Here is a 14,809-nt window from a genome sequence, read left to right as displayed (position 1 = left end):
AGGTTATCGAACGAACGATATTTTCTTGTTTAAGTGTTATAATGAAATGAGAATAAATAAATGAGGTAAGTAAATGATTGTAAATGAAAATTATCAGATCAATTATCAACAATTACAGGCAGAACAAGCTATGTTTTGCAAAGAAACCACCATTTTGATCGTCTTAAAAGGAAGTATGTTTATTACTATAGAAGAAACAACGAATCAAGTAAGTGCAGGAGAAGTGTTTGTAGTCAATGCAGGGGATCATTTAATTTTGACTGCTGAGGCAACACAAAATTGTACTTATTTGCAATTAGGAATCAATAGTGTTTTCTTTGCGGCACAATTTCCCGCTTTTTTCTATACTCGCTTTGACTGTACGCCAATCCAAAAAGAACATGGGAAAATGCCTGCGATTGCAGCTTTAAGAAGGCAAGTTGCGGAGTTATGTTTAGTTGAATTAAGTGATGATCCTTCAAAAAGGCTCAAGATCACATTATTTTTAACTCAGATCATTTTGTCTCTGGTTCTTCATTTTCAAAAAGAAGAAGTGACAGAATATCATCCTTCAGACAATCAAAAATTAAGGGAGATTTTGGACTATATCGAAGAGCATTATCATGAAGGTGTTTTATTATCTGATGTAGCAGAATATTTTTTTATGTCGGATTCCTCTTTATCGAAGTTTTTTAAGAATGAAACTGGAGAGTACTTTTCTCATTATGTGCGGACGATTTGTGTGAAACATAGTTTATCAGAGTTGCTGTATACGAAAAAAAGTATCGAACAAATTGCTTTAGATAGTGGTTTTAGTAATAGCAAAACCTATCGTCAACACTTTAAAAAAATCTTTAATGATTCTCCAACTAGTTATCGTTCATCTCACTTAGAACAAACGAAAGCACCGCAGACAATCAAACAAGTTGCGCAAACAACAGAGCTTCAAATCAAAGAAATTTTGGTTCCATTATATAGTTATATTCAAACTGGTTTAGAAGAATCTCGTCCTTCAGAATTATCGTTAAAGACTAAACAGCTTCATATTACAACGGAACAATCCGTAGTCGATTATTTAAAAAAAGACGTGATCATTCATGTTGGTTCGTGGGAAGCGTTAGCCTCTAAGAAAATACAAAGCGAGATTTTGAACATAAAAAAACAAATTGGCATCAAGTATATTAGTATCCAATCGTTATTTACACAAGTCCCTTTATCTGTTCAGATCCATCAAGAAGCAGGTATGAATTCATTTCCTGCGTTTGAACAGTGGGACTACATTCTAACATTTTTAGAAGATGCTCGGCTGGAACTTCTTTTTCAGTTGTCACTTGTAGAATTTAAGCAACTTAGTCTTAGCTTGAAACAGATTTGTCGTAAATTTTTCCGACATGTTCAAAATAAGTTTGGAACAAAAATGACGGAGCAATGGAAGGTTAATTGTCTCTTTAAAGGTCAAAATCTTGCAGAATACTATCCAGAATTTCTAGAAGTAAAAAAATTACTAGTTGAGATCGCACCTAAAATAGCTGTAGGAGCAGAAATCCCTTCACCAGACCCGTTTTTTGAGCAAAAGGATCCAGAGCAAACGCGTTTTTTTTGTGAGACGATTGCAATAAAGTGTGAATTTCTGTCATTTTCTGCCGAACCTAATTATGTGTTTCAAAATTTGGATAGTACCTTTCCGGATTTAAAAAATTATCATCAATATGTGCTGAATAAAACCCTACATATCAAGCATATTCTAAAGGAATACGAAATCAAACTGCCGCTTTATCTTACTGAATGGAACACATTGACTGGGATGACAAGAAATAGTAATGGAACATTCTTTAGAGGAGCGATTATTTTAAAAGATCTTTTAATGTTAGATACATTGGTAGATGGGTTCGGTTTTTGGTTGAATATCGAGTTGTATGAGAAACAAACACAAGAACGCCCCTTAAAAAATGATGGATTGGAGTTATTTCATTTTTATAGTGGAAAAAGACCTGTCTATTTTTGTTTATGGCTAGCTAGAAGGCTGGAAGGGAAGGTTTTGGCACAAGGTGAAGAATATCTATTGACCTACATCAATGGCAAGTACCAGTTGTTGTTGTTTAATACGAATTATTTTGATCCTCATCTTTCTTCTGAAGAAGCTTTTCTTGAAAGCCAGGCTGTGACCTTTGAGATTGAATTAGCAACAGTTACACCAGCGCATTATCAGATCAAGCAAATTGATTTTAATCGGCACAATGGAGCGTTATTTTACACTTATGAAGAGTTCCGTAATGCTGAAGCACTTGATTTTGAAACGCAAAAATATGTTGTAGATAGTACTAGACCGAAGATCAAAGTTTTTGATACCCAAGTTGAGGATGCGTTTAATTATTATGTGACACTAGATACAAACGGCATCGTGCTGTTGGAATTGACGCCAATCATAGAATGAAAGTAAAACTCGTTTCCTTGACGAATACATTTTTACTAGTTAATATTTAACCAATACAGGTAATTGGAGAGGGAGAAGCAAAATGAGTATCTATGATTATCAAGTAAAAACAACAAATGATGAGACGGTTTCGTTGGAAGCGTATCGAGGAAAAGTGCTCTTGATCGTGAATACTGCAACTGGTTGTGGGTTTACACCTCAGTATGAAGGGTTGGAAAACTTATATAAAAAGTATCGTGAACAAGGCTTGGAGATTCTAGATTTTCCTTGTAATCAGTTTGGCCATCAAGCGCCTGGTACAGACCAAGAAATCAGTGACTTTTGTCAGTTGACGTATCAAACAACGTTTCAAACGTTTGGAAAAATCGATGTGAATGGCGAAAATGCTGATCCTTTGTATGATTTTTTAAAAGGTGAAAAAGGTGGTCTTTTAGGTGGCGCGATCAAGTGGAACTTTACTAAGTTTTTAGTGGATCGTGAAGGGAATGTGGTAAAACGTTTTGCGCCCACCGTTGAACCAGAGAAAATTGCTGGAGATATTGAAAAATTACTATAAGAAATACTTTTTTTATTCTTGATATCATGAATCATCTCACGATATAATGATCTTGCTAAGAAAAAATACAAAGAGTAATCCCCTGGATAGTGCGATATCCAGGGGATTTTTGTGGGCTAATGTTGCCACATCTACTGTTACTTCCTGTATTTGTTATTCAGCCAATACTCAAATAACGAGATTAGGATCCCAACAAGAAGCGTACAGACAAGTGCTACAGATCTCCATCCAGTCGCAGGACTGTAAGATAGGCGATGTGCAAAGCTGAAAGTGAATTCATTTTTTTCTGATGTTTTAGCATGGAATAAATTGAAACCCCTTACTAGTATAAAGATTGTATAAAGAACCAATCCTAACTTTAACACTATCTTTATATCAAATTTGATATCCTATTTTTATCAAATGAAGGAGAGGAATTTTGATGACGATTATTTCCGGAATTATTGCAGCATTACTGCTAATTTATTTATTCTATGAACTATTTTGGGGGGATCAACAGTGAGCGCTATTTTTATTCAACAAGCTATCTTTTTTATTGTATTGATCGGTTTAGCCGTTCCGCTAGGCTTTTATATTCATAAAGTGATGACAGGTCAAAAAACACTTCTGACTAGAATCATCAATCCAATTGAAAATACAATCTATCGTTTTTTAGGAACACCAGCTCAAAAAGAAATGAATGCAAAACAATATAGTTTTAGCGTATTGTTTTTTAGTTTATTTTCTCTGTTATTACTTATGGCAATGATGTTGGGACAACAGTTTTTACCACTAAATCCAGAAAAACTTCCAGGTACCAGCTTTTCATTGGCGTTTAACACAGCTGCAAGTTTTGTGACGAATACGAACTGGCAGGCATACGCTGGAGAGGATACATTGTCGATCTTTACGCAAGCTTTCGGGCTGACTGTTCAAAACTTTGTATCAGCGGCGGTCGGAATTGCTGTGTTGTTTGTTTTATTAAGGGGCTTTACGAATCGAACAACAAAATATATTGGGAACTTTTGGCAAGATTTATCAAGAATCACCTTATACGTTTTATTGCCACTTTCGTTTGTTGTTTCATTGATCTTGATTTCTCAAGGTGTCGTTCAAACATTTGCTGGTTCAGTTGAAACGACAAGTTTAGAGTTAGGACAAAAAATCTTCTTACCTTTAGGAACAGTTGCCAGTCAGGTTGCAATCAAACAATTAGGAACTAATGGCGGCGGTTTTTATGGTGGAAACTCTACGTATCCTTTTGAAAATCCCAATTTGATCAGTAATTTTGTGGAAAATATTTCGATTTTATTGATTCCAGCTGCTTTGATCGTTGCATTTGGCTTATACGTTAAAGAGTGGAAACAGGGCAGAACGATCATGATCGTGTCGCTTGGTTTTTTAATTGCTGCAATGATTGGTGTGACATTGAGCGAATATTATGGTCCACAGTTTAGTCAAGTGCTTGGACAAATGAACTTAGAAGGAAAAGAAATGCGTTTTGGCGTTGGTTGGTCTAGTCTTTGGGCGGTTAGTACAACAGCTGCTTCCAATGGTTCGATCAATGCCATGTTAGATAGTTTTATGCCATTAGGTGGATTGATTCCGATGTTCTTGATGCAATTAGGAGAGATTATTTTTGGTGGTACAGGAAGTGGTTTATATGGAATGATTGCTTTTATCTTACTAGCAATTTTTATTGCAGGTTTACTAGTTGGACGTACGCCAGAATACCTTGGGAAAAAAATCGAGCCTTTTGATATGAAGATGGTTTGTTTAGTCATTTTAACGCCGCTTCTTTTAACACTAATAGGCACAATGTTATTCATCTTAAATCCGCAAGCAATGAGTTGGTTGACGAATTCAGGACCGCATGCTTTTTCAGAAGTTCTCTATGGTTTTTCTTCTCTAGCCAATAACAACGGGAGTGCTTTTGCAGGATTGACGGCAGATACAACATTCTTGAATATTCTAGGTGGTATGATCATGATTTTTTCTCGGTTTATTCCAATGCTCGCAATCATTTATCTTGCAGCTAATTTAGGGAAAAAGAAAATCGTAGCAACTGGCTCAGGTACACTTTCAACAACCAATGCAACATTTGTGACAATGCTGATCATTGTGATTTTAGTTATTGGGGCATTAAGCTTCTTACCAGCAATGGCATTGGGGCCAATTGCGGAACATTTCATTACAAAATAAGTAAAAGAAGGGGATTCTTTTGAAAAATACGCAAAATAAGCGCAATGTTTATATGGATGCTTTTAAATCTTCTTTTAAAAAACTTGCGCCAAACATTCAAGTTAAAAATCCAGTGATGCTGGTGGTTTATACAGGAGCGATCTTAACAACGATTCTTTATGTTCTAACATTTTTTGGCCATACAGATGCAAACCCGTTTTTTATTTTAGTGATTGCCATCATTTTATGGCTGACGATTTTATTTGCTAATTTTGCTGAAGCAATTGCGGAAGGACGAGGAAAAGCGCAAGCAGAAAGTTTAAAACAAGCCAAAAAAGATGTTACAGCACATAAAGTGGATTCTTTAGAGGATGCAAAAAATCAAAAATTCACCCAAATCAAATCGTCTGAACTGAAAAAAGGTGATCTTGTCTATGTGGCTGTTAATGAACAAATCCCGATGGATGGTGATGTGATCGATGGAGCAGCTTCTGTAGATGAAAGTGCGATCACAGGAGAATCAGCACCAGTGATTCGTGAATCAGGTGGAGACCGCAGTGCCGTAACGGGAGGAACAACAGTAGTTTCGGATTACCTCGTGATTAAAGTTACCGCTGAAAATGGTGAATCCTTCTTAGATAAAATGATTTCAATGGTGGAAGGAACAGAACGGAAGAAAACACCGAATGAAATCGGCCTACAAATTATTTTGATTATGTTAACGATTATTTTCTTAGTCGTTTCGGCAACATTACTACCATTTACGAAGTTTTCAAGCGAATTAGTAGGAACAGGCTCGGCTTTATCTTTAACGGTAATTATTGCTTTACTCGTTTGTTTAGCACCTACTACGATTGGGGCATTGGTCTCTTCTATCGGGATAGCTGGAATGAGTCGTTTGAATAAAGAAAACGTTATTGCCATGAGCGGACGTGCAATCGAAGCTGCCGGTGACGTCGATATTTTGTTATTGGATAAAACAGGAACGATAACTTTAGGAAATCGCCGCGCTAGCGAATTTATCCCAGTGACTGGTATTAAAGAATTTGACTTAGCGGATGCAGCGCAACTGTCTTCTTTAGCGGATGAGACAGCTGAGGGACGAAGTATTGTAATCTTAGCGAAAGAGAAATTTGATATCCGTGGTCGGGAACTCAATGACGTCGAAGTCGAGTTCATTGAATTTACAGCCAAAACAAGAATGAGCGGTATCAATTATCAAGGAGATAAAATCCGTAAAGGTGCTGCAGATACAATGAAGAATTATGTAGAAGCAAACGGTAGTGTATATCCTGAAGAGTGTGACTTGATTGTTCAACGAGTAGCCAATGAAGGTGGAACACCATTAGTAGTGGTTAAAAACAACCAAGTTTTCGGTGTGATCTACTTAAAAGATATCGTGAAGAATGGTGTCAAAGAAAAATTTGATGATATGCGTAAAATGGGTATCAAAACCATTATGATCACTGGAGATAATCCGATGACGGCAGCCGCGATCGCTGCTGAAGCCGGCGTGGATGATTTCTTAGCAGAAGCAACGCCAGAAAATAAAATGAGCTTGATTCGTGAGTATCAAGAAAAAGGGCACCTTGTGGCAATGACAGGAGACGGCACTAATGATGCGCCAGCCTTAGCTCAAGCAGATGTAGCCGTGGCAATGAATACAGGTACACAAGCAGCCAAAGAAGCAGGGAATATGATCGATTTAGATTCTAGTCCAACTAAATTAATCAGCATTGTAAAAATTGGTAAACAATTATTGATGACACGCGGTGCTTTAACTACATTTAGTATCGCCAACGATATTGCAAAATACTTTGCGATCATCCCGGTGTTGTTTTTCAGTATTTATCCTGCACTAGATGCGTTGAACATTATGAGATTGACTAGCCCGACTACTGCAATTTTGTCAGCGATCATCTATAATGCGTTTATTATTGTAGCCTTGATTCCATTGGCATTAAAAGGTGTATCATATAAGGAAAAACCAGCTAGTCAGATTTTACGCCACAATTTATTGGTTTATGGATTGGGTGGTGTCGTGGCACCATTTATCGCAATCAAATTGATCGATATTTTCTTGACATTGATTTTGTATTAAGTGCGTTGAAAGATGTCAAAAAATATAGGATTTTCTAGAAAAACGATGGGTCATTACACTTTTAGATTAGGAGAGAAAAATAGTGAAAAAAATTATGATTGCATCATTAAAAAGTATTTTAGTATTCACTTTACTGTGCGGTGTAGTTTATACAGTTGCAGTCACTCTTGTTGGTCAAGTTGTCTTTTCAGCTCAAGCCAACGGTAGTTTAGTCAAAAAACAAGAAGCTGGGAAAACTGTAGTGATTGGATCTAAATTGATTGGTCAATCATTTGTTGGAGAAGGATATCTTCATGGACGCCCAAGTGAAGTGAGTCAATTATCACCTGTTTCAAAAGAACAAAAAGAACGAGTTGAAAAACGAGTCGAAAAAATCGCTGCAACAGATATTCCCGTTGATTTAGTGACTGCTTCAGCTAGTGGTGTCGATCCTGAAATTTCAGTTGAAGGGGCGCTTTTTCAAACCGAACGAATCGCTGCTGCCAGAAATATGAAAAAAGAGGATGTCCATGCTATAATCAAACAAAACATCATCGGCATGAAAATTGGTGGAATCACGTCGCAACGTGTGAATGTTTTAGGTGTTAATCACATGCTAGATGAGTCTGAATAAACGGTGGAATCAAATAAACTCCTTCTTAATGCTGTAAAACACAATGAGGTACGAGTTGATGCTTTCTTTTCAAAGGCTCAGAGCAGATAAACAGTGTTGCACAGTGCTTAATTGGTTCTTGGAGTTAAAATTTTCTGCCTCAACCTAGGAATAAAGGATGGAACGACAAGTGGAAGAAGAACGTTTAGATCCAGAACAACTTTTAGCAAAATGGAAGAAGAACGAACAAAGCCTGAGGTCTGGTAGACTGAAGGTTTTCTTCGGTTATGCGGCAGGTGTGGGGAAAACCTACGGAATGCTCAAAGAAGCGCATGAACAACAAGCAGAAGGAAAAAATGTGTTGATTGGTTATGTGGAGCCACATGCACGTCCAGAAACACAGTCCTTAGTGAATGGGTTACCGACTCTATCCACCAAAACATATGAGTATAAAGGGATTCAGATCAATGAATTTGATGTGGATGCGGCACTAAAAGAAAAACCAGATATTATTTTAGTTGATGAATTAGCCCATACAAATGCTATTGGTGCTAGAAATAGAAAAAGATATCAAGATATTGAAGAACTATTGAAAGCTGGCATTGATGTTTATACAACGGTCAATGTGCAACATATCGAAAGTTTGAATGATGTTGTTGAGCAAGTGACAGGTATCCATATTTCAGAAACAGTTCCGGATACATTTTTTGAAACAAGTTCGCTAAAAGTCGTTGATATTGAAACGGATGAGTTATTGGATCGATTGAAGCAAGGAAAGATTTACCATTCTGAAAATGCTAGAAAAGCGATGGCAAACTTCTTTACCTCCGACAATTTAACGTTATTAAGAGGGCTTGCCATTCGTAAAGCTTCAGATCATATCAATACGACAAATCAACAGGAAACGCAAAAAAGTACAGGGATCCATTCCAAATTACTAACGATTATTGATGAAAAAAATCCGGATATGACCAAAAAATGTTTGCGTTGGACTGCTCGTTTAGCTCAAGCTTTAGGGGCAGAATGGATCGCATTAGAAATTTTGGAAGACACATCGGAGCATACCGAATCTGAAAATTCGAAGTTAGCAACAAAATTAGGTGGCGAAGTGGTTACTTTAGAGAGTGACAATCAACGAGAAACGATAATTCAGTATGTGAAAATGCGAGGCGTTACGGATTTAGTCATGGGTAAAATCATCAAACGGTCTCGCTTTCTTCGTTTGTATCGCCCTGATTTAGAAGACGAGCTAGTCGCGTTCATTCCAGATGTAGATATTCATTTAGTTCCTTATCAATCTAGTAAGTACTTATTGAATAAATACGCTACAAAGAAAAAGAATCTGAAAAGCATCTTCACTTGGCAAGATTTTTACATGACATGTGGACTACTTACTGTGGCAACGATTCTTTCTGAGTTTGGCTCTTACTTTCATATTGGTGATCAAAATTTGATCTTGATCTATATTCTTTTTGTGTTGCTAGTTGCTCGATTAACGACTGGGTATCTTTGGGCAGCACTGGCATCGATTGCCAGTGTCTTGATGTTTAACTGGTTTTTTGTTGAACCGTTATATTCGTTAACCGTATATAAACAAGGATATCCAGTTACGTTGATCTTTATGCTGTTAGTCGCGTTATTAGTGAGTAATTTAATGATGCAGATCAAAAAACAAGCATTTTATGCCATGAAACGAGAGCATCAATTAGAAATTCTATATGAGCTGAATAAAAAGTACTTAGTTACCCATGATCAAAAGGAAATTTTAGCAACGACTGCTGAATATCTCTCGAATATGCTAGACCGAGAAGTTGTATTATATGGCGAGGAAGAACTTAAAAATCCGACAGGAGCGCCAATCAAAGGACCACTTAGAAGCTTAGAAGAATTGGCTGTTGCCAATTGGGTCTTTGTTAATCAAAAAGAAGCTGGTTATGGAACAGACACACTGATGGGGGCAAAAGCGCTATACTTACCTGTTTTATCAAATGGTGTAACTTTAGCTGTTATTGGGATTGAAAAAAGCAAAGAAGATCCAATTACAGATGAAATCATTACCTTTATCGAATTGATTTCTACACAGCTTTCATTAGCAATCGAGCAAAATAACTTAACCTTAGAACGACAACAAATTTTATTTGAAAACGAAAAAGAGCGGATGCGTGGTAATTTATTACGAGCTATTTCTCACGATCTTAGAACTCCATTAACAGGGATTTCTGGTTCTGTAGAAACAGTTTTAGATGACCACGAAGCAACTAAATTACCGGAAGAAACGAAAAGAAAACTGCTTGTAGGTATCAAAGAGGATGCAGATTGGCTGATTCGTATGGTGGAAAATTTACTGTCGATCACTCGGATCAATGAAGAAACAATGAAAGTTGCCAAAAGCAAAGAGGCAGCTGAAGAAGTTGTTTCATCAGCCATTCAGCGTATCAAAAAAAGTTATCCAGAAAGCGAAATCAGTGTTACACTTCCAGACGAATTTATTCTGGTTCCGATGGATTCGATTTTGATTGAGCAAGTCTTATTCAATTTGATGGAAAATGCAATTCGCCACTCCAATTGTCACTCACCAATCTTTGTGAGCGTTACAGCTACTGCTAAAGAGGTTACATTTGAAGTCGCTGATCAAGGGAAAGGTTTAACTGGGGAGCAAATCAAATTGTTGTTTGATGGCATGAGTAAACAAAATACACCAGTTGATTCTAAAAGCGGTATGGGGATTGGATTGTCTATCGTTAAAACAATCATCATGGCGCATGATGGAACGCTTAATGCAGGAAATCGACCACAAGGTGGGGCGGTCTTTACCTTTACCTTACCGCTAGAGAGAAAGGAGCAAAAGTGATGGCAACGATTTTGATTATTGAAGATGACGATGTAATCGCAGAATTTATGGGTGCTGTTTTAGAAAAAGAGAAACACACGATTCACATAGCTCACTCGGCATTAGAAGGACTATCAACTTTTCGCATGTGGTCCGTGGACCTGATTTTGCTTGATTTAGGTTTGCCAGATCAAGATGGAATTCAAGTATTAAAGAAAATTCGTGAAACATCCCCTGTGCCAGTGATCATTATTTCTGCTCGTGATCATGAAAATAATAAAGTTGAAGCGTTAGATTTAGGGGCAGATGACTATATTACGAAACCCTTTGGCACACCAGAATTGCTTGCTAGAATCAGAACAGCATTAAGACATGCTGTAAATGGAGCCAAGTTAAGTGAAGCAAAGAAAATTATCAATGGTGAATTATGCATTGATATCGAACATCATACAGTGAGTAAAGGCGGACAAGTGATTCATTTAACACCGAACGAATATAAGATCATTCAAGTTCTTGCTGAAAATGTCGGCAAAGTGTTGACCCATACCTATATTTCTCAAAAAGTTTGGGGACCTTATAGCAATGAAAGCCAAACGTTGAGAGTAAATATGTCCAATATTCGTAAAAAAATCGAAGATAATCCAGTCGAACCAGACTATATTTTAACTGAGATCGGGATTGGTTATCGCATGTTGGAGAAATAAAGAAGTACATCATTCTTGAAAAGAGGGGCAAAAATGAAGATATTGACAGCGATTGATTCTATGAAAGGCTCTTTAAGTAGTATTGAAGCGAATCAAATCATTGCGGATATTTTTACGAAAGAAGGTCATCAAGTCCAGCAAGTCGCGATAGCCGATGGCGGCGAAGGAACGGTTGATGCTGTTGTAAAAAATAATAATGGTCAAAAAATTGCTGCGCACGTTCAAGCATTAGATGGAAAAAAGATCATTGCTCATTTTGGCTGGTTTGAAACTGAGAAATTAGCGGTAATCGAATCAGCAGCAGCTTCAGGTATTCAATTTTTAAATGGAACAGTGATGACACATCCTAAAAATACTTCCTCATATGGTACTGGTCAGTTGATCTTAGCTGCAATTGATCACGGTGCCCAAACAATCATTATTGGTTTGGGCGGAACCGGAACAGTTGATGGCGGTATTGGGTTATTGAATGCATTAGGGATCGAATTTTATGATAAAAATCAGCAAAAATTATCAGCTAAAGGCAGTAATTTGGCCAACATTCACAGTTTCTCAAAAAAACGATTGGACCCTAGAATCGCGAAGATCAACTTTCAAATCGCAGCGGATGTCAAAAGCCCATTAACAGGAGCAACTGGAGCTGTAAAAATGTTTGGGCAACAAAAAGGTATTAGTCAATCAGAGTTAACCGACTATGAATTAGCCATGAAATACTACCAAAGGCTTTTAATCAAAGAGGAACAATCAGTACCTGGAGATGGTGCAGCTGGAGGATTAGGTTTTGCCATCAGAACATTTTTGCATGGGACTTCCCGTTCCGGTTTGGAGTTTATTTCAGAGCAAACAGATTTAGAAAACTTGATCCAACAAGTTGATTTAGTAGTTACTGGTGAAGGGAAAATGGATAAGCAAAGTCTACAAGGAAAAGTACCTGTAGGCATTGGCAGAATAGCTAAGAAATATGGTGTACCTGTTATTGCTTTTGCAGGGACGTTCTCAGGAGATGAGGCTCAGTTTCAAGAGGAAGGTATTTCGGTAATCATTCCAATAATCGACCAAATTACGACATTAGAAGAAGCGATGAATGGTGCAAGAGAAAATTTAAGACGTACTTCAAAGCGTACGATTCGTTTAGTAACATTATTCAATTAATAAAAAAACAAGATTATCTGGTTAGAAAACCAAGTAATCTTGTTTTTTTATTGTAAGCGGATTATTAACTTAAGTCTAATAAATAGATAGGTCTTAAGTACCATGACAATCAGTGTGAATTCCTTCAAAATGAATAAGTGTAGAAGGGAGTAAAATGAAAATAGGGTTGTAAATAATTATATAACGAAAAATAAGTGAATAGAATCAGTGGAGGGGAAAACATGTCTGTAATTGAAGCAAGAAATATAAAGAAAAGTTATGGCCGTAATGAATCGAAATTTGATGCATTAAAAGGTGTTGATCTAAAAATAGAAGAAGGTGAATCCGTTGCGATTATCGGAAAAAGTGGATCGGGTAAATCAACGTTCATGCACATTTTGGCCTTATTAGATAAACCAACTTCTGGAGAAATTTTATTAAATAATCAAGATGTAACGAGCATCGGTAAAAAAGAACTAGACAAAACAAGAAACAAACAATTCGGTTTTGTGTTTCAGCAATTTTTCATGAACTCTAAAGATACAGTATTAAATAATGTCATGTTGCCGCTAAAAATCGGTGGAATTTCAAATGGTAAACGTAAAGAAATGGCACTTGAAGCACTAAAAGCAGTTGAATTAGAGGATAAAGTCAATAATAAAGCCAATAACCTATCAGGTGGCCAAAAACAACGTGTTTGTATTGCACGTGCATTAGTCAATAACCCTAAGATTATTTTTGCGGATGAACCGACAGGAAACTTAGATTCCACAACGGGTGAGAAGATTGAGCAGCTGCTATTTGATTTGAACAAAGAAAAAGGGATCACACTGATTATCGTCACTCATGATCCAGAACTTGCGGCACGTTGTGATCGACAAATCCATGTGCGTGACGGATTAATTGTGGGAGGGGATGAGTAGATGAAATTTAGTGATATTTTAAAATCAGCCAGTTCAAATTTAATGCGCAATAAAGGGCGGACGATTTTAACCATCGTAGCCATTTTTATAGGAGCATTTACCATTTCATTGACAACAGGAGTGAATATTGGTGTTAATGATTACATCGATAAACAAGTGGGAAGCGTCGGTGGACAAAATCAAATCATGATCCAGCCAAAAATGACTGGAGGACCTAGTGAAGATGGTGAACCACAAAAATATGATGAGAACAAAAAAACAAGCTCAATGCAGCAACAAGAAGCGTTAGATAGTAAAGACCTTGATAGAATCAAAGAAATCAAAGGAATCAAAAACGCGGAAGCAATGAAATCCGTTTCAACAAGTTATATTTCTGGAAAGAACAATGAAAAATATGTCTTTTCAGGAATGCCGATGGTGGAAGAATTGAATGTAGATCTTGAAGCAGGTAAAAATCTTGATCAAAATAGTTCAGAATTCCAAATCAATTTAGCACCAGAATATGTGAAATCTTTAGGTTATAAATCAAGTGAAGAAGCAATTGGTAAGACAGTCAAAATCGCAGCACCTTCTACCGCTACTGGAGAAGAAAAAGTAGTGGAAGCGACTATCGTTGGCGTAAGAAATACAAGCTTGATCCAAGGTGGAATGTCTTTATTGAATCGTTCTCTTGTTGATGAAATCTCAAAAATCAACGAAGCAGGTTTACCAGAAACGATGACTGGACAATATGGATTGATCATGGGTGAAATGAGCAAAGATGTGACAAAATCAGAAATTGCAGATGTAAAAGAACGTTTAGATAAAGCAGGCTATATGGGGCAAACGGTTGAAGATCAAATCGGCATGATTCGAAACGTAATCAATGCAATCACAGGCGTCTTAACAATGTTTGGTGCCATTGCATTATTAGCCGCAAGTTTCGGAATCATCAACACATTGTATATGTCAGTACAAGAACGTACAAGAGAAATCGGCTTAATGAAAGCAATGGGACTTAGCAGTGGTAAAGTCTTTACGATTTTCAGTGTGGAAGCGGCGTTGATTGGATTTTTAGGTTCTCTTTTAGGTATTTTAGGAGCTGTCGGTGCAGGTGCGTTGATCAATCAAATCGCAGCTGATTCATTCTTGGAATCATTGACAGGCTTTACCTTGATTCAATTTTCAGCTTCTTCCTCTGCTGTAATCATTTTGGTAATTATGGGAATCGCATTCCTTGCAGGAACATTGCCAGCACGTAGAGCAGCGAAATTAGATCCGATTGAATCATTACGTTATGAATAAGCGTTAAACTATAAGAACAAAGCAAGTTTGCTTTGTTCTTATTTTTTGTAAGCATATTTTTTACCTAAATAAAAAATAAGGAGTATACTAAGTTCACATTTTGTTTAAAAGACGG

At 37.0% G+C, this 14,809-nt stretch carries 11 protein-coding genes; all 11 read left to right on the top strand.

Annotated elements, in window-relative coordinates; translation table 11 throughout:
• Window positions 1-73: 73 nt before the first annotated feature.
• The 11 genes from IGJ02_RS13285 (at window position 74) to IGJ02_RS13235 (ending at window position 14,694) form a co-directional block, all read left to right on the top strand.
• Window positions 74-2,413, top strand: coding sequence for a helix-turn-helix domain-containing protein (locus tag IGJ02_RS13285; protein WP_430602324.1), 2,340 nt, complete (start codon window positions 74-76; stop codon window positions 2,411-2,413).
• 82 nt (window positions 2,414-2,495) lie between these two features.
• Window positions 2,496-2,969 carry a glutathione peroxidase gene (locus IGJ02_RS13280; protein ID WP_010762719.1) on the top strand — a complete coding sequence of 158 codons (474 nt, stop codon included), beginning with the start codon at window positions 2,496-2,498 and terminating at the stop codon, window positions 2,967-2,969.
• 421 nt (window positions 2,970-3,390) lie between these two features.
• On the top strand, window positions 3,391-3,471 hold the full coding sequence (kdpF, locus tag IGJ02_RS13275; protein WP_069635352.1) for a K(+)-transporting ATPase subunit F: 81 nt from the start codon (window positions 3,391-3,393) through the stop codon (window positions 3,469-3,471).
• Window positions 3,468-5,150: a potassium-transporting ATPase subunit KdpA gene (gene kdpA / locus IGJ02_RS13270; RefSeq protein ID WP_430602323.1), complete on the top strand. Its 1,683-nt coding sequence runs from the start codon at window positions 3,468-3,470 to the stop codon at window positions 5,148-5,150. Before kdpF ends, kdpA begins: the two co-directional genes overlap by 4 nt.
• Before the next feature lie 19 nt (window positions 5,151-5,169).
• Entirely contained in the window at window positions 5,170-7,230 is a 2,061-nt protein-coding gene (gene kdpB / locus IGJ02_RS13265; RefSeq protein ID WP_430602321.1) for a potassium-transporting ATPase subunit KdpB, read from the top strand.
• Between the two features lie 82 nt (window positions 7,231-7,312).
• The gene (locus IGJ02_RS13260) at window positions 7,313-7,843 is read left to right on the top strand and encodes a potassium-transporting ATPase subunit C (RefSeq protein WP_430602320.1); all 531 of its coding nucleotides are present in this window, start codon (window positions 7,313-7,315) and stop codon (window positions 7,841-7,843) included.
• 157 nt (window positions 7,844-8,000) lie between these two features.
• Complete coding sequence (locus IGJ02_RS13255) at window positions 8,001-10,673, top strand: DUF4118 domain-containing protein (RefSeq protein WP_430602319.1); 2,673 nt, start codon at window positions 8,001-8,003, stop codon at window positions 10,671-10,673.
• Window positions 10,673-11,356 (top strand): response regulator transcription factor, encoded by a 684-nt coding sequence (locus tag IGJ02_RS13250; protein ID WP_430602317.1) that lies wholly within the window; start codon window positions 10,673-10,675, stop codon window positions 11,354-11,356. The genes IGJ02_RS13255 and IGJ02_RS13250 overlap by 1 nt, the downstream gene beginning before the upstream one ends.
• A 33-nt stretch (window positions 11,357-11,389) precedes the next feature.
• A complete protein-coding gene (locus IGJ02_RS13245; protein WP_430602316.1) occupies window positions 11,390-12,508 on the top strand; it encodes a glycerate kinase in 1,119 nt (372 codons plus the stop codon).
• A gap of 221 nt (window positions 12,509-12,729) precedes the next feature.
• Window positions 12,730-13,410: an ABC transporter ATP-binding protein gene (locus IGJ02_RS13240; protein ID WP_430602315.1), complete on the top strand. Its 681-nt coding sequence runs from the start codon at window positions 12,730-12,732 to the stop codon at window positions 13,408-13,410.
• Window positions 13,411-14,694, top strand: coding sequence for an ABC transporter permease (locus IGJ02_RS13235; RefSeq protein ID WP_010762727.1), 1,284 nt, complete (start codon window positions 13,411-13,413; stop codon window positions 14,692-14,694). It begins immediately after the preceding gene.
• Window positions 14,695-14,809 lie beyond the last annotated feature (115 nt).

This window comes from Enterococcus sp. DIV0724b (assembly GCF_050531475.1).
GTDB lineage: Bacteria > Bacillota > Bacilli > Lactobacillales > Enterococcaceae > Enterococcus_L > Enterococcus_L haemoperoxidus.
The sequence above is the reverse complement of the archived record's forward strand: the minus strand, read 5'-3'. Positions and strand labels throughout refer to the sequence as shown.

What these genes read in the sequence shown, in the direction of transcription:
- IGJ02_RS13250 (WP_430602317.1), top strand. Translation starts at nt 10,673, where the DNA reads ATGGCAACGATTTTGATTATTGAAGATGACGATGTAATCGCAGAATTT.
- IGJ02_RS13240 (WP_430602315.1), top strand. Translation starts at nt 12,730, where the DNA reads ATGTCTGTAATTGAAGCAAGAAATATAAAGAAAAGTTATGGCCGTAAT.
- kdpF (WP_069635352.1), top strand. Translation starts at nt 3,391, where the DNA reads ATGACGATTATTTCCGGAATTATTGCAGCATTACTGCTAATTTATTTA.
- IGJ02_RS13285 (WP_430602324.1), top strand. Translation starts at nt 74, where the DNA reads ATGATTGTAAATGAAAATTATCAGATCAATTATCAACAATTACAGGCA.
- IGJ02_RS13255 (WP_430602319.1), top strand. Translation starts at nt 8,001, where the DNA reads ATGGAACGACAAGTGGAAGAAGAACGTTTAGATCCAGAACAACTTTTA.
- IGJ02_RS13280 (WP_010762719.1), top strand. Translation starts at nt 2,496, where the DNA reads ATGAGTATCTATGATTATCAAGTAAAAACAACAAATGATGAGACGGTT.
- IGJ02_RS13245 (WP_430602316.1), top strand. Translation starts at nt 11,390, where the DNA reads ATGAAGATATTGACAGCGATTGATTCTATGAAAGGCTCTTTAAGTAGT.
- IGJ02_RS13235 (WP_010762727.1), top strand. Translation starts at nt 13,411, where the DNA reads ATGAAATTTAGTGATATTTTAAAATCAGCCAGTTCAAATTTAATGCGC.